Below are 19,040 nucleotides of genomic sequence, written 5' to 3'. Positions count from 1 at the left end.
CGCCCCTCCCGCATCAAGAAGGCCAGCAGCGCGAAGCGGAACGGAGGGAGTGAGTCCGCTCGCGTGGCCTGAGCGAATCAGGGGCGGTGCATCAACCGCCTCGAGCAGCGGCGCGGCCTGGCCACACGAACCGACGAACTCTTCATCGCCTCGCAGGCCGCACCCCACCTCGCCGCCATCCTCATCCGGGCACGACGCTGACCAAGAGACAGAACGTAGTGGAGTCCCATCAGGGGCGTTTCCTTCGGATCACCTGGCTGCCCAGAGGACGGTCGAACGTGACGGTATCGCGCTGCGCTTGCCCCCGCGCGAGTTCACCCTGGTGCATTGATTGCCGGAGGAACTGTTCAACTGCGGACGCCGAGGTCCCGGAGCCGGTCGGCTACCGTAGCGAATCGCCGCTCCGTCGGGGAGAGCTGGTTTCCCCTGGTGGACGGCGCTTTTGAAGGTTCACTTGTCGTGTGAGGGGGCACCAATGAGAATCCGCAACGCCATTTCCGCGGCGGTCGTCATGGCGACCGCTACCGTTGGCACGATCACCGCAGTCGGCGGCCCGGCCCAGGCCGCCTGGGAGCCACCGTTCAGGAAATGCACGTCATTCGATCAGAGTGGATTCAGGGGCGACGTCTGTGTGGACCGGGTCGGCCTGGGACCACAGGAATTCCTCGGCCTGGGCCACATCCAGGCATTCCCCGGCAACTGCGCCACACTCCGGGTCGACGTCGTCGACCCCGACGGCACGGCGGTTCATTCCGTGAACAACGTCCCCTGCGCCAACGGGACGGTTGGTACTGCTCGATATCTCGCCGAGCTGCACGTGAACGGCAGGGCGTATGCCCGCCTGGTCAGTTTCGACAGGGCAGGAAACACGCTGCTGTCGGTCAACTCCGAGATCATCGTCTCCCCGTTCGACAACCACTGAGGGGCTGGTGACCTGAGTCGGAGACTCGTCGGCAGCAGGCGGCTACTTTGTCGAGGATCTTGTCGGCGGTCTTGCTTGCCCGGGACCGCTGAACTCGGAATACCCGTCAGTCGGTGCGGAAGCCGGCCATCACCGAGGCCGGGTAGCGGCTGCCTGCGGAGCCCTGGGGCAGGACCTCCCGGATACGGGCCAGGTCGGCCTCGGTGAGTTCTACGTCGGTGGCGCCGACGTTCTCCTCCAGACGAGTGGCGCTGCGGGTGCCCGGGATCGGGACGACGTCCTCGTCCTGGGCGAGCAGCCATGCCAGGGCGAGCTGGGCAGGGGGATGCCCTTGGTGGCGGCGAGCTTTCGGAGCTGCTCGGCGGCGGTCAGGTGGTAGGCGCAGTTCTCGCCCTGCCAGCAATCGTCCCAGCGGCGCATGTCGTCCTCGGGATACTCGTCGGCGGGCTTGACCACGCCGGAGAGGAAGCCGCGGCCGAGCGGCGAGTACGGCACCAGGCCGATCCCCAACTCCCGCAGGACCGGCAGGATCTCGTCCTCTACCTCGCGTTCGAAGATCGAGTACTCGTACTGAAGGGCTGTGACCGGGGTGACGGCGTGGGCGCCGCGGATGTAATGCGGGCCGACGTCACTCAGGCCGAAGTACCGCACCTTGCCTTCGGTGATCAGGTCACCGACAGCGTCGGCGACCTCCTCGGCCGGTACGTCGGGGACCTTTCGCTCGTACCGGACGGTGAGCCGGCGGAAGCCGAACAGCCAGATCGACCGCTCGGTCTTCCAGCGGTGCCGGCCGAGCCGCTCGCTCGATTCGATCCCGGGACGCGCGATGCGGGGGACGAGCCCTCGCTCGCGCAGCCAGGTGAGGTGTTCGGCGGAGAAATACGCTTTGTCCGCGCGGAGTTTGACGGGCCGACGCCGTCGCGGCCCGCGGCGGGAGCGGACGGCGGGTATACCGCGGATCAGCGGCTTCAGAGCCAGGCTGTCGTGGGTGTTCGCACCGGACACCGCGACGGCCGGCGGGATGCCCTGGGCCTCGGACAGCACATGCAGCTTGCTGCCCTTCTTGCCGCGATCGACCGGGTTCGGCCCGGTCAGCGTGCCCCCCTTTGGCCCGGACCGAGGCGACATCGACGATCGCCGAGGCCGCCCAGTCCACCTCGCCCCGCGCACCGAGTTCGTCCAGGACGCCCGGTGGAGCCGACGCCGCAGTTCCGCCCGGGTCCACGCGGTGAACCGGCGATGCGCGGTCGCGGGCGAGACGCCGAACGTCTCCGGCAGATGCCGCCAGGCGCACCCGCTGGTCAGCACATACACGACCGCCGTGAACACGGCCCGCTCGTCACACGGAGCGGTCCCACCGCCCTGCGGACGGGAGTTGAACGACGGCAGCAACGGTGCGACCAGCTACGGTGTCCTATGTGGTGATCGCTCGCTGGGTTGTTCATGGGGCGGGGAACGTGGGTTGAATTGTTCCGGACGGGCTGTGGGAGATTGCCGAGTCGCTGATCCCACCGTCGAAGGTGCGGCCACAGCGCGGCGGAACGCAGGACACGCCTGATGAGACGCTGTTCGTGGCGATCATCTACGTGCTGGTCAGCGGTTGTGCCTGGCGGGGTCTGCCGCCGTGTTTCGGGATATCGAAGTCGACCGCGCACCGCCGGTTCCTGATCTGGTCGCGGACCGGGGTGTGGGGCCGGCCGCACGAGGCGTTGCTGCACCGCCTCGATGGCGCCGGCCTCATCGACGTCTCGCGCGTGGTCCTCGACTCCGCTCACGTGGGGGCTGGAAATGAGGGCGAACTCAAGGTATGGGCGCCCCTTTTTCGTGTCGATGTGGCTGCCGTCGATCACCGCCCGGGACCGGTCGATCTCGTTTGCCGCGTTCAGCTGGGCAAGCAGGATCCGATGCAGATCGTCGAACACCCCGGCGTTGATCCACCGTTTGATCCGCCGCCAGCACGTCATGCCTGACCTGAAGCCGAGTTCCTGCGGAAGGTCTTCCCAGCCGATCCCGGTATGCAGCACGTACAAGATGCCCTGCAGGCACTGCCGATCCGGCACCGGCCGCGGACCGGGCGCCTTCATCGGGCCAAGGCGGAAGCAACGGCTCGAGAAGCTCCCACAACTGATCATTGAGCAGAGCGCGTGAGCAGCTCTTCAACGTTCGCCTCAGGTTCGCTCGGTCGGAAGTAGGCATGCGGATAAGCGATGCAACCCGTATGCAGAAGGCTGGTGATGGCAGTCGACGCAGCACCATCGGGGAAAGCGCGGCCCGGCCCATCTCTGTACTTCGGGCCCAGTTTCGACGGGCCTTGATTCTCGTGCGGGTGTCGAACGGCGCTCCGGAGAGTACTCCCGTCGGAGTAACGTCGTACCGCCTGTCTCCCGAGGGATGACGACCGCAGTATGACGAAACAGAACGGAATCGGGCCTAGCGTTGGGGCCATGCCGGAACTTGATAGTCCACTGCGGAGGTTCGGGGTGGCCACCAGGGCGCTGGCGACAGCGTTCCCTGTCGCCGCATGCGGGGTCACACGCCGACAACAGTGCGGGCCCGCCGCGGCCGGCCCGCACAGCGCGCACGCGGGCGGTCGTCAGCTCCAGCACAGCCGCTGCGCACCGGCGAGCGGTTCCTCGACCTGAGCGCTGCCGCGGTGCGCGAGCAGGACGCGAAGACCCCCTGAAGCATCTCGCAGACGGATGCCGTACGGATACCTCACCACACAAACGCCTGAAGAGAGGGACTGACATGAAGCCCATGGGACGCCGCGGCTTTCTCGCCGCCAGCACGGCACTTGGCATTGGTGCCGGCTTGTCCACGCACGCCATTCTCTCGGAAACGAGCGAGAACGAGACTTCGGACAAGACTTCGGACATTTTACGGCGGGACCAGGACCTGCCCTTCATCGGCGCGGAGGAGACCTTTTCGACTCCCACGTTGTTGAAGTTGAACTCCATCAATCAGGATCACATAGCGTTCCTTGAGGAAATTGGTCTTTCGGATCTGGGCCAACGCCGCATCGGCGATATGGATGCGGGGGGACTCAACGTTCAAATCCTCTCTGCGCATACACCCTCCGTACAAAATGTCCCTGGACAGAGGGGCATCGACCTTGCCTATCGCCTTAACCGGCAACTTGTAGACGGGCCGATCGCCAAATATCCGAACCGCTTCAAGGCTTTCGCCACCTTGCCCTTGCAGAGCCCGGAGGCGGCGGCGGACGAACTGGAACGCTCGGTTCGGGAAGATGGCTTCCTGGGCGCACTGACCAACGGACACATCGCGAAGAAGTATCTCGATCACCCCGATTTCGAGCCTGTGCTGGCACGTGCCGTTGCTCTCGATGTGCCGATCTACCTGCATCCCGGCTATCCAGCTGACGAGGTCTTCAAGATCTACTACAGCACCACGCGGTCTAAATACACGGAAGAGCACCAAGACTACATTTTCAGCGGGTCTGGATATGGCTGGCACCAGGAGGTGCTGACCCAATGCATTCGGATGATCACGTACGGGGTTTTCGACAGATTCCCCAAGCTGAAAATCATCATCGGCCACATGGGCGAAGGCCTTCCCTTCTACTACGAGCGGATCGTCAATGACATGGGCGAGCCGACCAAAGACTCGCTCGAGAAGCCCATCGGGCAATACTTCCAGGACAACTTCTGGGTCACAACCAGCGCATTCCCTCAGACCGAACTGCTCGATCTCCTTCTGAAGTACATAAGCGTGGATCGAGTGATGTTCGCAACCGACTACCCGTTCGCGGACATAAAGGAGCAGACCGACTGGTTCCGCGGAGTCGATCTGCCACGCGAAGACAAGGAAAAGATCGCATTCCGAAATGCGGAGAAACTGTTCAGAATGAAAGTGCCCGTGAAGTGATACGCCAGCGTCCGCCGGAGTGAAAGAATGCTCTGCTGTAAGGCGAGAGTACGGCCGAAGTATGCGATGCGCGGCTTCCCCATAACACGGTCTCATACCGGCTCTTCTAAGACCGTGTCCTACGTGGTGAGGCGTCGTTGACTTCGATATGGGGCGGGCTACGTGGAGTTGGATTGTTCCGGACGGGCTGTGGGAGATCGCGAAGCCGCTGATCCCGCCGTCGAAGGTGCGGCCGCAGGGTGGCGGAACGCAGGACACGCCTGATGAGACGCTGTTCGCAGCAATCATCTACGTGCTGGTGTCCGGCTGCGCCTGGCGTCAACTGCCGCCCTGCTTCGGCATATCGAAGTCGACCGGCCACCGCCGGTTCCTGATCTGGTCCAGAGCCGGTGTCTGGGGCCGCCTGCACGAGGCCGTGCTGCACCGGCTCGACGACGCCGGCCTGATCGACGTCACCCGCGTTGTGCTCGACACCGCCCACGTCCGGGCTACAAAGGAGGCGAACACACAGGTCCGAGCCCCGTGGACCGGGGCAAGACGGGTTCCAAGATGCACATCCTGTCGGACGCAAACGGCCTGCCCCTCGTTGTCGGCGTCTCGGCCGGCGACACTCACGACAGCGAAGGACTGAAGCCGATGGTGGAGGGTCACCAAACGAGACACGACCCCCACAACGGCAAGTACTTCAAGCCCCAGCGTCTGCACGCGGACAAAGCCTACGATCGGGCCGACCTGCGCAGATGGCTCCGCGGCAAGCGCATCGGCGTTCGCATCGCCCGCAAGGGCATCGAGTCCAGCGAATGATTAGGGCGCCGACGCTGGGGCATCGAGCGCACCATGTCGTGGCTGTCCGGCTACCGCAGACTCAGCCCTCGCCACGAGCGCGACCCCCGCAACCACCTGGCCTTCCTCGGCCTCGCCGCCGCCCTGTGCAGCTACAAGCGACTCATCCGCCTCACCACGTAGGACACGGTCTCAGAGGTCGTCTCGTTTGTAATTCGGCATGGTTGCTTTTCCTGCGTCAGCATCAAGGGATTCCGCTGCCGCTCGACCGCTTGCACGGGCGACATCGGTCATCAGTCCGGGGGTTGCGACATGTATGGGGTGCCGGAAGGCTCCCGCGGCTGCTTCATGTGCGGCTTCAGGGTCTGTCCCTGGCCACAGGTGGGTGAGCATGAGGCTGGCAGCACCTGCCTGGCTGGCGTACTGCCCGGCCAAGCGTGCGGTCAGCAGATACGGCGCGTCGGCGGACGGCACCTCGTGGATGTATGTGGCTTCTGACAACAACAGGTCGGCATTCTGAGCGAGGCGCAGGATGTCGGGGCTCGGTCCGGTGTCGCCGGTGTAGGCGAGTACAGCTTCCGGTGTGGTCAGTCGGATGCCGGCGTTCGGCACGAAGTGCGGAAGGAGCCAGGTGTCTGTTCTGAACGGGCCGATGTCGAATCGGTCGCCCGGCTGGAACTCGTGAAGGCGGTACGCCCCGGCGAGCATGCTCGGTTTGTCCAGCGCGAGAACGGCGTCGACGGCACCGTGCGGTGCGTAGACGGGCAGGGCCGGCGGTGGCGTGTCACTCAGGCCCCGGGCACGCAGAAGAGGATTGAGGTCGGCGCAGTGGTCGGGGTGCCCGTGGCTGATCAGCACGGCGTCGACGGCGTCGACGGTGCTGTGGTCGAGCAGGCGGGGCAGTGTGGCATAGCCGGGGTCGATGAGCAGGCGGAAGCCCGCGTGTTCGACGAGGTAGCCGCTGCATGCCTGGACTGCGGTGGGCCACGCTCCGCAGCCCCCGAGGACGGTCAATTGCATGTCAGGACAGTAGTTGGCATGCCGTTGTCGTGAGCAGGTAATTTTCGGGCCTGGGAGCGGACATGGTCGAGAGGCCGGTGCCGGAGTCTTTGTGGAAGCTGTTTCAACGTGTGCTGCCGTCTGCTCCGGTGTGGCCGCAAGGTGGAGGTCGCCGGCGGTACGGGGATCGCGAGGTGCTCGCCGCAATCACCTTCGTGGGGCCTCACTTGGTGAGTCGGCGGTGGCAGATGAGGACTGCGGACGGTCTTCAACCGGGGACGTTCCGGGACTGTTCCGGAAGGAGCCCGGGCGATCCGTGGTGACCGCACCGTCACCGCCGACCTGGCACGGCTTGCCGGTGAGGGACCGTGGGACGCCGTGGTGGACATGTCGGTTTCAGAGATGGCGCCGCTTGACGTCCTCGCCGGTGCGCGCCTCTTGGAGCCGGTCGCCGCCGGTACGTCTGCATCTCCACTGTCAACGCCTACCGCGGTTGGCCGAACGATCCGCTGACGGAGAACTCAGAAGTCCTGGACGGGCCACCGGACGCTGACGCCGAATACGGCCGATTCCCTGACGACTGGAATGGGCCGGATTGGTACTACGGCCGGCGGAAGGCAGGCGCTGAGCGAGCGGTCACCGCTGCGTTCGGCGGGGAGCGAGCGGTCATCCTGCGGCCGGGTGTGATTCTCGGGCCAGGCGAGTACGTCGGCCGACTGCCGTGGTGGCTGAACCGAGCGGCCCGCGGCGGTCGGATGCTTGCTCAGGGCGCTCCGGACAAGCCCATCCAGCCGATCGACGTACGCGATGTGGCCACCTTCGCACTCGACCAAGGCGCGGGAGAGCGGGGTGGCGCGTACAACTGCGTCGCGCCGGTCGGCCGGGAGACGATGGGCGGCCTGCTCACGGCCTGTGTGCTCGCCACGGGCAGTGTGGCACAACTGGCCTGGGCACCGGACAAGTTGCATCAGTCGTGCGCGCGCCAGGTCGATGGCTGCCGGCCCCGAGACCACGATGGGCACCTCGGCCTGCGGCCGGCTGCTGAGCAGGGTGAGGGCAGCTGAAGCGAACTCTTCCGCGCCTCACTGACTCGATACATGTCATCGGCCACGATGTTGTTCAGGTTCACCGCGAACGCCTCGCCGTTCCGCAGACCGCAGCCGCTCATCAGGTGACGGCGCCGTGTTCCGCGTGGGTGACGACGTGGACGTGGGCGGGCGCGGCGCGGTCGAAGCCGTAGCGGGCGCAGTACTTGCACCCGCGGCCGCTGCGGCTCTTGGCCAGGATGGGGGTCGAGGTGCGGCCGCAGGTGGTGCAGCGACAGCGCCCGGGCGTCATGGTCGTGGTGTTGGGCTCCAGGGGTTCGAAGCCGGCCCCGAGCGTGGAGGCGGCGGCGCGCTCGGGGTCTTCCCGTCGTGCGGCGCCGATGCGGAGGTCGGCGCGGCGTCGGCATCCGCTCTGGCCGGCGAGGATGGATCCGAAGGTCGGTGAGGCGATGGTGCCGCAGCCGTGGCACAGGGCACCGCCAGGGGTACGGCGGTCGCACGGCCCGGTGCCGCGGAGTCCTGCTCCCGCGGCACCGGGCGGTTCGATGCCGGGTCAGCCGACGTCGAGCACGATCTTGCCCCGGACGCGCCGGGTCTGGCTGAGGCGGAACGCCTCGGCCGCCTCGGCCAGGGGCAGGACGCGGTCGACGTGAACGGTGAGCTTGCCGGCGTCGGCGAGCGTGGCGAGTTCCTCGAGGTCCGCGCTGACGGGCTGGGTCCACACCACGTGCCCGCCCTTCGCGGCTACCTGCTGGTCGACGATCGAGGCGACCCGCGAGGAGTCCTTGAGCAGTTCCTGCGAGACGGCGACGGCGTCACCGCCCACGCAGTCCACCGCCGCGTCGATCCCCTCGGGGGCCAACTGCCGCACCCGCTCGGCCAGGCCCTCGCCGTAGGTGACGGGCTCGGCCCCCAGCGACCGCAGGAAGTCGTGGTTGCGCTCGCTGGCCGTGCCGATGACCCGGGCGCCCCGGGCCACCGCGATCTGGACGGCCAGTGAGCCGACGCCGCCGGCCGCGGCGTGCACCAGCACGGTCTCCCCCGCCCCGACGCCCACCGCTACCAGCGCCTGCAGCGCGGTGAGCCCGACCAGCGGAAGGCCGGCCGACCGCTGCCAGTCCAGCGACGTGGGCTTGCGCGCGAGGGTGTGCACGGGCGCGGCGACGAACTCCGCGTAGGTGCCGTGCTGCACCTGCTCCGTGCGGACGTAGCCGATGACCTCGTCGCCGACGGCGAACTCGGTGACGTCCGGGGCGACGGCCTCGACCACGCCCGCCACGTCGAAACCGGGCACGACGGGCAGGGCGACCTTCAGCATGCCCTCCATGTGACCGGCGACGATGTGCCAGTCGACCGGATTGACCGCGGTGGCCTTCACCCGCACCAGCACCGAACCGGCGCCGACCTCGGGGGTGTCGGTCTCGGCCAGCTCCAGGACGTCGGGGCCTCCGTACGTACGGGCGAGGATCGCTTGCATGACCAGCACGCGCCTTTCACTCTCAGAATGTGTACGACGCTTACATTTAAACCCGCGATGTAAGCAGCGTCAACTTGGCTCGCCGTTGCTGCGATGATGGAAGGGAAAGGAGATCTCATGGCGACGCCCACCACCTCCCCCCGGGGTCAGTACCACCACGGCGACCTCCGGGCCGCCTGCCTCGAGGCGGCCCGCGAACTGCTGGAGGAGGGAGCCGAACTGTCACTGCGCGCGGTCGCCCGCCGCGCGTCCGTGTCCCCGGCCGCTCCCTACCGGCACTACGCGGACAAGGACGCGCTGGTGTCGGCCCTGGCTGCACAGGGCTGCCGGGAACTGCGCGGTTGTCTCGCCGCGGCCGCCCCCGCCGCCGCGACCCCGGACGACTTCGCCGCCCTGGCCGTCGCCTACGTACGTTTCGCGCTCACACACCCCGCACTGTTCCGGATCATGTTCAGCACCTCCTGCGACCCCGCGGACACCGAGCGGACCACGGCCGCGGCGGACGTGGACGCCTTCGTCCGCCGGGCCGCCGCACGCGCCCGCCCCGACGCCGACCCCGACGCCCTGAGCGTGGCGTGCTGGGCACTGCTCCACGGGCTCGCCTTCCTCTATCTGGAGGGCAAGTTGCCGACGGACCCCCCGGCCGCGGTCGACGCACGCGTCCGCACATCGGTCGGAGCACTGATCGACGCACGACAGCCCGGCTGGTGACGCGGTTCCACCGCCGGGACGCCGTGGACCAGGACGACGGGGCGGGGGCGGACGGTCTGTGAACACGCACCGAGCGCTGGGTGACGGCGAAGACGTCGGTCATCTCGGCGGGCAGGTCGCCGGCGATGACGTCCTGGTAGTGCTCGGGCATGATGCGCAGCTCCGGCTCGTCCTCGTACTCGGTGGTGATGGTGGTGTCCGGGCCCATCTTGGCGCCGGGGAAGCAAGAGGCGTTCTCCAGAGCGCTCTCGCCCTCGTCGGGCTGGAAGGCGACGACGTAGACCAGGGCCTCGACGTTGGAGGCGGCGCGGGCGGCGCGGGTGATGATCGCGCCGGCGTAGGAGTGGCCGACCAGGACGACTGGGCCGTCCACGGACTTCGCGACGGTGGCGGTGGCGGTGTACCGGGCGTCGGACTCCAGGCCGCGCAGCGGGTTCGACACGGCGAGGGCGGTGTAGCCCTGTGCCTGGAGCTTGGCGACGCGGGACGCGCCGAGCACCGTGATGCGCAGGCCTGCGCCGCTTCGCCGCAACGGCTCTTCACTGCCCCGCAGTACGAGGCCCGCTTCCGACGTGAGCAGCGCGCAGCGGCTGTGCAGCCGTCGCTACCGCGCCCTGACCATGCCGGATTCCCACGCCCAGGCGGCGATCTCGACCCGGTTACGGGCGTCGATCTTCTGCTGGATGCTGGCCAGGTGGGTCTTCACGGTGGACAGGGACACCACCAGTTGCGCGCAGATCTCCTGGTTGGTGCGGCCCACCGCGACCAACCGGGCCACGTCCAGTTCCCGCTGGGTCAGCGGGCAGGCGACATCCGGCTCGGGTCGTGTGGAGGACAGTTCCCTCAACAGCCGGACGGTGACGGCCGGGGAGACCAGCGCATCCCCCCGGGCGGCGGCCCGCACCGCCTCGATCAGCAGACTGGGCGGAGCGTCCTTCAGCAGGAAGCCGCACGCCCCGTTGCGCAACGCGGTGTGCACGTAGTCGTCCTGGTCGAAAGTGGTGATCACGACCACCCGCATAGGGGTGTGGGCCCCGGGTCCTGCCAGCACTCGGGTGACGTCCAGGCCGTCCAATTTGGGCATCCTGATGTCGACCAGGCACACGTCCGGCCGCAGCCGGCGGGCGAGTTCCACGCAGGCGGCGCCGTCGGCGGCCTCGCCGACCACTTCGATACCGGGCTGGGCGTCGAGGATCAGCCGGAAGCCCATGCGGACCATTTCCTGGTCGTCCGCGATCAGTACGCGGATCGCCGTATCGCTCACGCCGGTGATCCTGCCACGGCGGCCAGCCCCGGGAAGTCGGCGGTCACGCGCCAACCACCGTCGTCGGTCGGTACGGCGGTCAGCGCGCCTTCCACCGCTTCGACGCGTTCGCGCAGACCGACCAGTCCGAAGCCGCCGCGTCCGCCGACCGGGACGGCATGGCGTGCGGCCGACGCCGTGTTGTGCACCTCGACCCGCAGCCGCGACCCGTCGACGTCGACCCGTACGGCCACCGCGGCGTCGGGCGCGTGCCGGCGCACGTTGGTCAGGGCCTCCTGCACGACCCGGTGTACGGAGGTCTCCACCTCGGGGGCGAGCCGCACCTCGCGGGCCGCCGCGGCCACGTGCAGCTGGACGTCCGCGTGGTCCGCGCCGAACGCGGAGACCAGACGGGCGAGTTCGCTCCACACCTGCCCCGGCCGGATGCTGTCGCGGTCGTCCTCGCGCAGGACCCGCACCAGACGGCGCATCGAGTCCAGCGCCTCCGACCCGGACCGGGTGATGTTCTCCAGCAGCGGCCCGACCTGTTCCGGTGCCGTGTGCTGGAGGGTGAGCGCCGCGTTCGCCTGAACGATGATGCCGGTGACGTGGTGCGCGACGAAGTCGTGCAGGTCGTGGGCGAGTTCCAGACGCTGGCCCTGGCGCACAGCGGCGATGTCGCGGGCCCGCTGCTCCTCCAACAGCCGCGCGCGCAGCCCCCAGGCGAGAGCCAGGCCGACGGCGAGCGTCATCAGCAGGGACCAGCCGATGGCGACCTGGCTGTTCGTCGTCGCCCAGCGCAGCGGGATCGCGATGACCGCGACGGCGAGTCCGGCCGTGACGGCCGTCGCCGTTCCCGGACGGGGTACCGTGCGCACCGCGCGGGACAGCAGCACCAGCAGGACGACGCCCTCCAGCAAGCCCCAGGTGCCGGCGCCGTCCGACCCCGCGAACACGCCGATCCACACCGTGAGGACCAGGGAGCCACCGGCGGCGAGCGCGCCACGCGCTTGCGTGCTCGGCCGACGGCCGGGCCACAGCAGCGCCGCGCAGGCAAGCGGACCGGACACGATCGGCAGCCAGCTCGTCCAACGGTAATGGGGCGCCCGGCCGGCGAACACGTCCAGCAGTCCCACCGCGAGGAAAAGGGTCCAACCGGCGGCGATCAGCACGCGGCGGAACAGCGGAGTCTCGGAGTACACGGCCGCCAGGATACGGAAGCGGCGCTTCCCCTCGCTCTCGGCCGAATGGCCGATCTCCGGCCCTCACAACCGGCCGTCCGGCCGAGCCCACCCGGTGCCGTACGCCCCGATCGTGGACGGCATGCACCCGATGATCACCGTTGCCTCCGGGGAGTCCACCCGATGAACACCACCTCCGCCGTCCTGACCGGCACCGGACTGTTCAAGTCCTACGGCATGGCCCGCGCCTTGGCCGGCGTCGACATCGACGTGACGTCCGACCAGTCGCTGGCCGTCATGGGGCCGTCCGGCTCCGGCAAGTCCACCCTGCTGCACTGCCTGGCCGGCATCGAGCGGCCCGACTCCGGGGAGGTGCTCCTGGACAGCAAGCGGATCGACCAGCTTCGCGAACCCGCCCGCAGCGAGCTGCGCCGCACCGCGTTCGGCTTCGTCTTCCAGTCCGGCCAGCTGTTGCCGGAACTGCCCGCCGACGAGAACGTGGCTCTGCCACTGATGCTCGGCGGCACGCCGCGCCGGGCGGCCGTCGAGCAAGCCCGGCAGTGGTTCGGTCCTCTGGGCCTCACGGGCCTGGAGGACCGGCGCCCCGGGCAGCTGTCCGGAGGCCAGGCGCAGCGGGTGGCCATCGCACGGGCCCTGGTGGGGCGTCCGAAGGTGATCTTCGCCGATGAGCCGACCGGCGCGTTGGACCAGGCCACCGGCATGGAGGTGATCCGCTTGCTGGTGGAGGTCAGCCGCAGCCAGGGCGCTGCCTTGGTGGTCGTCACCCACGACGCGAACGTGGCCCGCTGGTGCGATCGCACGGTGGAGGTCCGAGATGGCCGGCTGGCCGGAGATCAAGGTGCGGCTCAGGCCGGGACCGACGCGAAGGCGGGGTTCCGGCGATGAGGGCTCTGGACCGCACCACATGGGCGCTGGCCTGGCGGCTCACCCGGGCCGGTGGCCGCACCGGCCTGCTCGCGACGGGGCTCGCGGTCGCGGCGGCGGCCGTGTCCACCGCCCTGCTGCTGCTCTGCGTCGCGATGAACCTGGGCTTCCAGCACCGCGAGGACCGTACCGACTGGCGCAACCCGGTGAAGTCCTCCCGCCCGGTAGCTGTCCAGGCGACGGGAACGACCTTCCATCGGGGCGAGCCGGTGACTGTCGTAGACGTCGCGCCGCTGCCCGGACGCACCGCCCCCACTCCGCCCGGCCTCGCCCGCTTCCCCGCTCCCGGCGAGCTCTGGGTCTCCCCCGCGCTCGGCGCCCTACTCGACCGGCTGCCCGCCGACCGCCACCCGGTCCCTGGCACGCCCACCGGAACACTGGGCCGCGCGGCGCTCGCGCACCCCGACGAACTCGTCGCCGTGATCGGACACCGCTCCACCGACCCGGAAGTCACCGCCCCTCGCGAGCCCGATCCGCGCCGGACAGGCGACGTCGCCTCCCCCACCCGCATCGCATCCTTCACCGGCGCGCCCCTGAAGGGCGGCATGAGGGGCATGTACACGCTTCTTGCCCGGCTCGCCACCATCCTCGTGGTCGTACCGCTGCTGGTACTGGGGGCTTCCGCCGCGCGGCTGTCGGTCTCCCGCCGTGACCAACGCCTCGCCGCGCTGCGCCTGATCGGCGCCACTCCGGGCCGTACAGCCGGAATGACGGCTGCCGAGGCCCTGCTCACCGGAACGGCCGGGGCGCTGTTCGGTGCCGTGGGATACGCCGTGCTGCTGCTCGCGGCGGCGAGCCTGCCCATCGCGGGCGGCTCCTGGTACCCGGCCGACCTCTGGATCGGCGGCCCGCTGCTGCTGGCAATGTTGGGCGGGGTGGTCGTGCTGGTCGTGGTCAGCGCGCTCGCCGGTCTCCGTCAGGTGGTCGTCGGCCCGCTGGGCGTGGCACGCCGCTCCCGCAGCCGTGGAGCGAGCGCCGTGCGGGCTCTCGTCTTCGTGGCCGTCGTCGGCGTGTACGGCTGGATCACCAAGAAGCACGGGAGCAACGGCGTCGTCGCGCTGTCCGCGTTTGCCGCGGTCTTCCTCGCGCTGGCCGTGATCGGGCCGTGGGCTGTCCGGCTGCTCGGCAGGATCGTCACCACTGTGGCCAAGCGGCCGGCGACACTGCTTGCCGGCCGCCGCCTCCTGGACGATCCGAAGGCCGCCTGGCGGATCGTCTCCGGACTCACCCTGGCCGGTTTCGTCGCCGGATTCTTCGCCCTGCTCACCATGGACAGCACTCTCCCGTTCGGACGACCCGACCGGCTCGCCCTCGCCGTCCCGGAACACCACGTCACGCAGGTGCGGACCCTGGCCGCACAGCGCTTGCACGCCGCCGGGGTGACCGCGGTGATGGGTGTGGACGACGACCCGGTGGCCCAGGGCTCCGTCGACAGCCGTCAGGTCACCGCCACCGTCTTCGGCGGCCCTACCGCATTGGACCGCGCCCGCACCGCGCTGACCGGCCTGCTACCCGACCAGTACCCCGTCACCAGCACCGACGTGAACTGGTCCGAGAACCGGTTCACCCGGGACTTCGACACCATCACCCAAGTGGTACTCGTGGTGACCTTCACGGTCGCCATCACCTCGGCCGGGATCACCGCAGCCGCCGCAGTCCTGGACCGCCGCCGCACCTACGCCCTGCTGCACCTGGCCGGAACCCCACTGCGCGTCCTGGACGCCGCCCGCAACCGCGAGATGCTCATCCCGGTCACCGTGCTGGCCGGCGGGGCCGTCGCGGCCGGGCTGCTGTGCGGGGGTTCGATGATGGTGGCCGGCGGCGACTCGTCGTTCGACGCACACGGCGCGATCGTTCTCGCGGTGTGTTGCGCCGCCGGGGTCGGCGGGATCCTGGCGGCCGGCGGGCTGAGCCGCCCCCTGCTGCGGGCGGCTACCCGGCAGGCGGGTGCTCGGGGCGAGTGACGCGGTGAGGGCCGGTCCGATGCGGACCGGCCTCGTCCACGCACCCGGATCGTTGACAACGCTCCACCTGTCCTCCCCCCGGACAGGTGGAGAACGCACCGTCAGCGATGGAGGACGCAGCTGATCCTCACGCCGGAAAGGGGAGTTCACAGACTCTTGACCGATTGCGATCACGCGTCCACAGTCAGGTCGCCAGGCAGTTCCACCGGCGCCGGTCAGCTGGTGGGTCTTCTCCGGCCGAAAGGAATGTCACGTGGCAGCACCCGCTCCGCATGGTGTGCCGAGCAGCCCCGAAGCCAGTTCGATACCGCCCGCGCTGGCCGAGCCGCTACGGAACGATCTCGAGGCCGTTGCGGACGAGGTGGTGCAGGCGATACTCGAGCACGTTCCCGAGTATGCCGGGCCCTCCACACGGAAACTCCGAGCCGTCGCCGTCGAGGCGCTGACACACTTCGTCGACCTGATCGCCGACCCCCAGAGTCAAGGTGACGCCGTCTCCGCGAGGTACCGATCATTGGGACGGGCCATGGCCGAAGGGGACCGCAGCCTGGATGCACTGCAGTCCGCGCTGCGTGTAGGGGGGATGCAGGCCTGGCGCCGACTGAGCCGCACGGCGGAGGGGCTGGGGCTGGGCTCGGCGGTGGTTTCCGCTCTTGGCGACCTGGCGTTGCACACAGCGCACGAAGTGGCGGAGGCGGCAGCCCGGGGATATGCCGAGGAACAACTGCGCAGCTCCGACCAGTTGGAGCGAAACCGACGCCGTCTGATCGGCCTGCTGCTGGGCGACGGTCCGGTGTCACCGGAAGCCGTGCACGACGTGGCGCACGCCGCACGCTGGCCGGTCCCCCGGCAGGTCGCGGTGGTCGCACTCGCGTCGTCGCCGGACATACGGGAGGAGACGTGGCCACTGACCGCCTCTGACATCCTGGTGGACATGGAGTCCCGGCCACGCCGCATGCTGGTGCCGGATCCGCACAACCAGAGCCACCTTGCCGGGCGGGCTGTCGCACTGGCCGTACGCGACCGCCCGGCCGCGATCGGCCCCACGGTGTCCCTGACCCAGGCGGCACGGTCCTTGCTGTGGGCCACGCGCGCGCTCGGGCTGATGGGCCGTGGGATTCTGCCCCGGCAGGGAGTCGTGCGCTGTGTGGACCACCTGTCGACGCTACTGCTGCACAGCGACGAGCCACTGCTCGGCGAACTGCGGTCGCATGTGCTCGCTCCGTTGGACACAGTCTCGGCAGGACAGCGCTCACGGCACGCCGAGACGCTGCTGGCGTGGCTGCTCAGCGGCAGCAACGTGCCTGACGTGGCCGCCCGTCTCCACCTCCACCCGCAAACGGTCCGCTACCGCCTGCGCCGGCTCAAGCAGCTCTTCGGTGACGCGCTGGACGAACCGGACACCCGCCTCGACCTCATCCTGGCCCTGCGCGCCGAATCACTACGTGAGCCGGACTCGTCCGGTCGGTGAGTCCCGAGTCGGTCTCTGTCCCTTGCCGCGTATCGCGGTTTCCGCACGCCTTCGTCCCTAAGAACTCCGAACAAAAGTGGAGCTCTTAGGCATGTCCGAAAGTGGCGGTGTCGTTGGTCTGTTCGTGATGCGTCGTCATGAGCTGACCGATGAGCCGTGGGCGGTGATCGAGTGCTTGCTCCGCCTCGGATGGGCCGGCCGGTGCGGGATCGCCGCCGGGTGGTCAACCGCATCCTGTGGAAACTTTCGACCGGGGCGGTCTGGCGGGACCTGACCAAGCGTTATGGGCCGTGGAAGACGGTCTACGAACACTTCCGTCGCCGGTGGTCGGACGGCACCTGAGACCGGCTCTTGCCCCAGGTCCAGCAGCACTGCGCTTCCGTGGGCGCCGTGGACTGGACGGTCGTGTGTGTCGACTCCACGGCTGTGCGGGCCCACCAGCATGCCGCGGGGCCCGAAGAGGTGCCTCTATGGCCTTCGTCAAGCTGTAGCCGGGGTGGGCTATCGACGGCTTCGTCCAGGCGTACCTCAGGATGCGGGACGTTGCCCAGGCGAACCCCAACGACGCCGGGCGCAAGGCCCTCGCCGACACGTCGACCATGTGCGTCGGCGAGGCACTCATCCACCACGGTTTCGCCCGAACAGCGCGTGGACGACCAGCGGGAAGTCCGTCGCCGAGATCATCGCCGCCGCACCGTCCGCCCAGGCCGTCCTCGACGAGCAGCGCATCGGGACGCTCACGTCGGCCGGCCCGGCCCGGGTGGCCACCGGCATCCAGGACGACGTCCTTCCGCACGTCCAGGCCCGCCAACTGGCCGTGGATTGCTGCCGCAAGGGCGGCAGCGTCACCTACACAGCCGTCAACCTGCCCAACCTCGGCGACAAGCTCCTCACCGACCACCTCGCTCCGCTCATCACCGGCCAGGGACCGCGATCTCCTGGCTCACCGATCGCATGGAGGGCAGACCGACCACGTCCAACTGCTCGACGACGCCCTTCCAGCACTGATGCTGATCGAGCCATCCAGCGGCCCTCGCCATACGTAAACAGCCAAGCCGCCCGCCTGCGGAAAGATGCACGCGGCGGGCGGCCAACCGGCTTGAATGAGATCGGTGCACAAGTGATCGACTACCTCGTCAGCCGGAAACCTCCAGGGCCGGATGCGTCCGCATCAACGGCCGGGGTGCAGGCCGAGCCAGCCCGGCGACGGCGCACCGCTCACCTCTCCCACGTAAAGGGTGAGTTGCTGCTTGAAGCACTCGACGAGGGCACGGTCGGCCATGAAGTGCTCGAAGCCGCCGAGGTGGGCGTTGGGGTAGTCCCAGATGTGCCGGTAGCCCGTGGGTGGGGGCACGTCGGTGCGGACGGACCACATATAGAAGTCGGACTGAGTCTGCTTCGACAGCCACCAGTTCAGGTACAGCTTGGCTGCGGCCGGGTGCTCGGCGTCCTTGAAGATGGCTGCGCGCTGGGCCCAGGCCATGAACGGGTCGCGCTCGGGGAGCACGAAGCGGGTCTTCATACCGTCGGCCGGGGTGAGCATGCCGTCCGTGCCGAGTGCGACGGCGGCGGTGCCGGCCTCGACCCGGTCGGCGGGTTCCTGCGTGCCTCGTACCCAGGCCACGTCCTGGGCGGCGAACCGGCGCAGCCAGTCCCAGCCGTACTTGTCGATGATGAGCTTGTAGAGGTACAGCACCGCGTCGTCGTCGTTCGGGAAGGTGGAGACGATCTTCCCTTTGAGACGCCGGTCCAGGAGGTCGCGAGCAGTGGTCGGCACCTGCTTGGCGCCTACCTTGTCGATGTTGTAGATGGTGGAGAAGGCATCGACGAAGATGCCGGTCCACGCGCCGTCGGGGTCCTTGAAGGCAGGGTGGACGCGGGAGAAGCCGGCAGGCCTGTAGGGCAGCAGGACACCATCGTGCTTCCAGCGGGGGAAGTCCTGAAGGGTCTGCAGCTGGACGACGTCGGGTACGAGGGTGCCGGTGGTGAGCTGGTTGTCGATGCGGGCGTCGTGCAACTTGCTGTAGTCCACGACGATGTTGAGTGTGATGCCGGGGAACGCCTTCTCGAAGGTGGCCTTGTTGCCGTCCTGCTGGGTGGCGGTGTCCCCGCCGGCGTACACGGTGAGCGTGCCGCCCTCCGCCTTCGCCTCGCGGTACAGCTGGTCCAGGCTCTTGTTCTCCTCACGCGTGCCGGCCCGGCGGCCTGAGGTCTGCTGGGTCGTCGCGAAACCGCTCGCTCCTCCGAGTGCGAGAGCGGCGGAGGCGACCGAACCTCCCACCAGTACCTGACGTCGTGCCATCGGCATTGCCATGTTCCTTTCTGAGACGGTGCTGCGAACGGGGGGCAGTCGGCTGCATCGGCAAGCACGAGACGAGCGGCGACCAGGGAAGCTCAGGGCTGCCCCGCTGCC

13 protein-coding genes and 8 pseudogenes are annotated in these 19,040 nt (G+C 68.7%); 12 read left to right on the top strand and 9 right to left on the bottom strand.

Annotation, left to right across the window (positions count from 1 at the left end):
- Nucleotides 1-475: 475 nt before the first annotated feature.
- A complete protein-coding gene (locus ACIRS4_RS28535) occupies nt 476-922 on the top strand; it encodes a hypothetical protein (RefSeq protein ID WP_404201427.1) in 447 nt (148 codons plus the stop codon).
- 232 nt (nt 923-1,154) lie between these two features.
- Here ACIRS4_RS28535 and ACIRS4_RS28530 read toward each other — a convergent pair.
- Nucleotides 1,155-2,314, bottom strand: a pseudogene (locus tag ACIRS4_RS28530) (IS5 family transposase); the annotation flags it as partial.
- A gap of 51 nt (nt 2,315-2,365) precedes the next feature.
- On the opposite strand from ACIRS4_RS28530, the pseudogene ACIRS4_RS28525 reads away from it, so the two are divergent.
- Nucleotides 2,366-2,721: pseudogene (locus tag ACIRS4_RS28525) on the top strand (transposase); the annotation flags it as partial.
- 165 nt (nt 2,722-2,886) lie between these two features.
- Here ACIRS4_RS28525 and ACIRS4_RS28520 read toward each other — a convergent pair.
- Nucleotides 2,887-3,006 (bottom strand): annotated as a pseudogene (locus ACIRS4_RS28520) (transposase); the annotation flags it as partial.
- A gap of 664 nt (nt 3,007-3,670) precedes the next feature.
- Here ACIRS4_RS28520 and ACIRS4_RS28515 point away from each other — a divergent pair.
- Together ACIRS4_RS28515 and ACIRS4_RS28510 are read left to right on the top strand one after the other, a co-directional pair.
- Complete coding sequence (locus ACIRS4_RS28515) at nt 3,671-4,807, top strand: amidohydrolase family protein (protein ID WP_404201425.1); 1,137 nt, start codon at nt 3,671-3,673, stop codon at nt 4,805-4,807.
- A gap of 148 nt (nt 4,808-4,955) precedes the next feature.
- Nucleotides 4,956-5,773, top strand: a pseudogene (locus ACIRS4_RS28510) (IS5 family transposase).
- Between the two features lie 9 nt (nt 5,774-5,782).
- Here the strand turns inward: ACIRS4_RS28510 and ACIRS4_RS28505 are convergent.
- A complete protein-coding gene (locus tag ACIRS4_RS28505) occupies nt 5,783-6,610 on the bottom strand; it encodes an MBL fold metallo-hydrolase (RefSeq protein WP_404201423.1) in 828 nt (275 codons plus the stop codon).
- A 62-nt stretch (nt 6,611-6,672) separates the two neighbouring features.
- Here ACIRS4_RS28505 and ACIRS4_RS28500 point away from each other — a divergent pair.
- Both ACIRS4_RS28500 and ACIRS4_RS28495 read left to right on the top strand, forming a co-directional pair.
- Nucleotides 6,673-6,807: pseudogene (locus tag ACIRS4_RS28500) on the top strand (IS5/IS1182 family transposase); the annotation flags it as partial.
- Nucleotides 6,808-7,344: 537 nt separating this feature from the next.
- Nucleotides 7,345-7,653 (top strand): hypothetical protein, encoded by a 309-nt coding sequence (locus tag ACIRS4_RS28495; protein ID WP_404201476.1) that lies wholly within the window; start codon nt 7,345-7,347, stop codon nt 7,651-7,653.
- 103 nt (nt 7,654-7,756) lie between these two features.
- Here ACIRS4_RS28495 and ACIRS4_RS28490 read toward each other — a convergent pair whose 3' ends face one another.
- Nucleotides 7,757-7,927 carry a hypothetical protein gene (locus ACIRS4_RS28490; RefSeq protein ID WP_404201474.1) on the bottom strand — a complete coding sequence of 57 codons (171 nt, stop codon included), beginning with the start codon at nt 7,925-7,927 and terminating at the stop codon, nt 7,757-7,759.
- A 261-nt stretch (nt 7,928-8,188) separates the two neighbouring features.
- On the bottom strand, nt 8,189-9,112 hold the full coding sequence (locus ACIRS4_RS28485; RefSeq protein ID WP_404201468.1) for an NADP-dependent oxidoreductase: 924 nt from the start codon (nt 9,110-9,112) through the stop codon (nt 8,189-8,191).
- A gap of 117 nt (nt 9,113-9,229) precedes the next feature.
- Here ACIRS4_RS28485 and ACIRS4_RS28480 point away from each other — a divergent pair, with 117 nt between their 5' ends.
- Nucleotides 9,230-9,823 carry a TetR/AcrR family transcriptional regulator gene (locus ACIRS4_RS28480; protein ID WP_404201421.1) on the top strand — a complete coding sequence of 198 codons (594 nt, stop codon included), beginning with the start codon at nt 9,230-9,232 and terminating at the stop codon, nt 9,821-9,823.
- Nucleotides 9,824-9,866: 43 nt separating this feature from the next.
- Here the strand turns inward: ACIRS4_RS28480 and ACIRS4_RS28475 are convergent.
- The 3 genes and pseudogenes from ACIRS4_RS28475 to ACIRS4_RS28465 form a co-directional block, all read right to left on the bottom strand.
- A pseudogene (locus ACIRS4_RS28475) lies at nt 9,867-10,265 on the bottom strand (alpha/beta fold hydrolase); the annotation flags it as partial.
- Between the two features lie 162 nt (nt 10,266-10,427).
- Nucleotides 10,428-11,087, bottom strand: a complete 660-nt coding sequence (locus ACIRS4_RS28470; RefSeq protein ID WP_404201419.1) for a response regulator — start codon at nt 11,085-11,087, stop codon at nt 10,428-10,430.
- Complete coding sequence (locus tag ACIRS4_RS28465) at nt 11,084-12,268, bottom strand: sensor histidine kinase (RefSeq protein WP_404201417.1); 1,185 nt, start codon at nt 12,266-12,268, stop codon at nt 11,084-11,086. Before ACIRS4_RS28465 ends, ACIRS4_RS28470 begins: the two co-directional genes overlap by 4 nt.
- 162 nt (nt 12,269-12,430) lie before the next feature.
- Between ACIRS4_RS28465 and ACIRS4_RS28460 the strand changes: the two genes are divergently transcribed.
- The 5 genes and pseudogenes from ACIRS4_RS28460 to ACIRS4_RS28440 all read left to right on the top strand — a co-directional run.
- Nucleotides 12,431-13,153: an ABC transporter ATP-binding protein gene (locus ACIRS4_RS28460; RefSeq protein WP_404201416.1), complete on the top strand. Its 723-nt coding sequence runs from the start codon at nt 12,431-12,433 to the stop codon at nt 13,151-13,153.
- Nucleotides 13,150-15,156 (top strand): FtsX-like permease family protein, encoded by a 2,007-nt coding sequence (locus ACIRS4_RS28455; protein ID WP_404201414.1) that lies wholly within the window; start codon nt 13,150-13,152, stop codon nt 15,154-15,156. Before ACIRS4_RS28460 ends, ACIRS4_RS28455 begins: the two co-directional genes overlap by 4 nt.
- A 253-nt stretch (nt 15,157-15,409) precedes the next feature.
- Nucleotides 15,410-16,627 (top strand): PucR family transcriptional regulator, encoded by a 1,218-nt coding sequence (locus ACIRS4_RS28450; protein ID WP_404201412.1) that lies wholly within the window; start codon nt 15,410-15,412, stop codon nt 16,625-16,627.
- Nucleotides 16,628-16,718: 91 nt separating this feature from the next.
- Nucleotides 16,719-17,137, top strand: a pseudogene (locus tag ACIRS4_RS28445) (transposase); the annotation flags it as partial.
- Nucleotides 17,125-17,635, top strand: a pseudogene (locus tag ACIRS4_RS28440) (lipase family protein); the annotation flags it as partial. The pseudogenes ACIRS4_RS28445 and ACIRS4_RS28440, both read left to right, overlap by 13 nt.
- Before the next feature lie 163 nt (nt 17,636-17,798).
- Here the strand turns inward: ACIRS4_RS28440 and ACIRS4_RS28435 are convergent.
- The gene (locus ACIRS4_RS28435; protein WP_404201410.1) at nt 17,799-18,935 is read right to left on the bottom strand and encodes an ABC transporter substrate-binding protein; all 1,137 of its coding nucleotides are present in this window, start codon (nt 18,933-18,935) and stop codon (nt 17,799-17,801) included.
- Between the last annotated feature and the right edge of the window lie 105 nt (nt 18,936-19,040).

This window comes from Streptomyces sp. NPDC101166 (assembly GCF_044768125.1).
Lineage (GTDB): Bacteria > Actinomycetota > Actinomycetes > Streptomycetales > Streptomycetaceae > Streptomyces.
Note: the sequence above shows the minus strand (reverse complement) of the source record. Positions and strands in the feature narration are given on the sequence as shown.

What these genes read in the sequence shown, in the direction of transcription:
- ACIRS4_RS28535 (WP_404201427.1), top strand. Translation starts at nt 476, where the DNA reads ATGAGAATCCGCAACGCCATTTCCGCGGCGGTCGTCATGGCGACCGCT.
- ACIRS4_RS28515 (WP_404201425.1), top strand. Translation starts at nt 3,671, where the DNA reads ATGAAGCCCATGGGACGCCGCGGCTTTCTCGCCGCCAGCACGGCACTT.
- ACIRS4_RS28505 (WP_404201423.1), bottom strand. Translation starts at nt 6,610, where the DNA reads ATGCAATTGACCGTCCTCGGGGGCTGCGGAGCGTGGCCCACCGCAGTC.
- ACIRS4_RS28495 (WP_404201476.1), top strand. Translation starts at nt 7,345, where the DNA reads ATGCTTGCTCAGGGCGCTCCGGACAAGCCCATCCAGCCGATCGACGTA.
- ACIRS4_RS28490 (WP_404201474.1), bottom strand. Translation starts at nt 7,927, where the DNA reads ATGACGCCCGGGCGCTGTCGCTGCACCACCTGCGGCCGCACCTCGACC.
- ACIRS4_RS28485 (WP_404201468.1), bottom strand. Translation starts at nt 9,112, where the DNA reads ATGCAAGCGATCCTCGCCCGTACGTACGGAGGCCCCGACGTCCTGGAG.
- ACIRS4_RS28480 (WP_404201421.1), top strand. Translation starts at nt 9,230, where the DNA reads ATGGCGACGCCCACCACCTCCCCCCGGGGTCAGTACCACCACGGCGAC.
- ACIRS4_RS28460 (WP_404201416.1), top strand. Translation starts at nt 12,431, where the DNA reads ATGAACACCACCTCCGCCGTCCTGACCGGCACCGGACTGTTCAAGTCC.
- ACIRS4_RS28455 (WP_404201414.1), top strand. Translation starts at nt 13,150, where the DNA reads ATGAGGGCTCTGGACCGCACCACATGGGCGCTGGCCTGGCGGCTCACC.
- ACIRS4_RS28435 (WP_404201410.1), bottom strand. Translation starts at nt 18,935, where the DNA reads ATGCCGATGGCACGACGTCAGGTACTGGTGGGAGGTTCGGTCGCCTCC.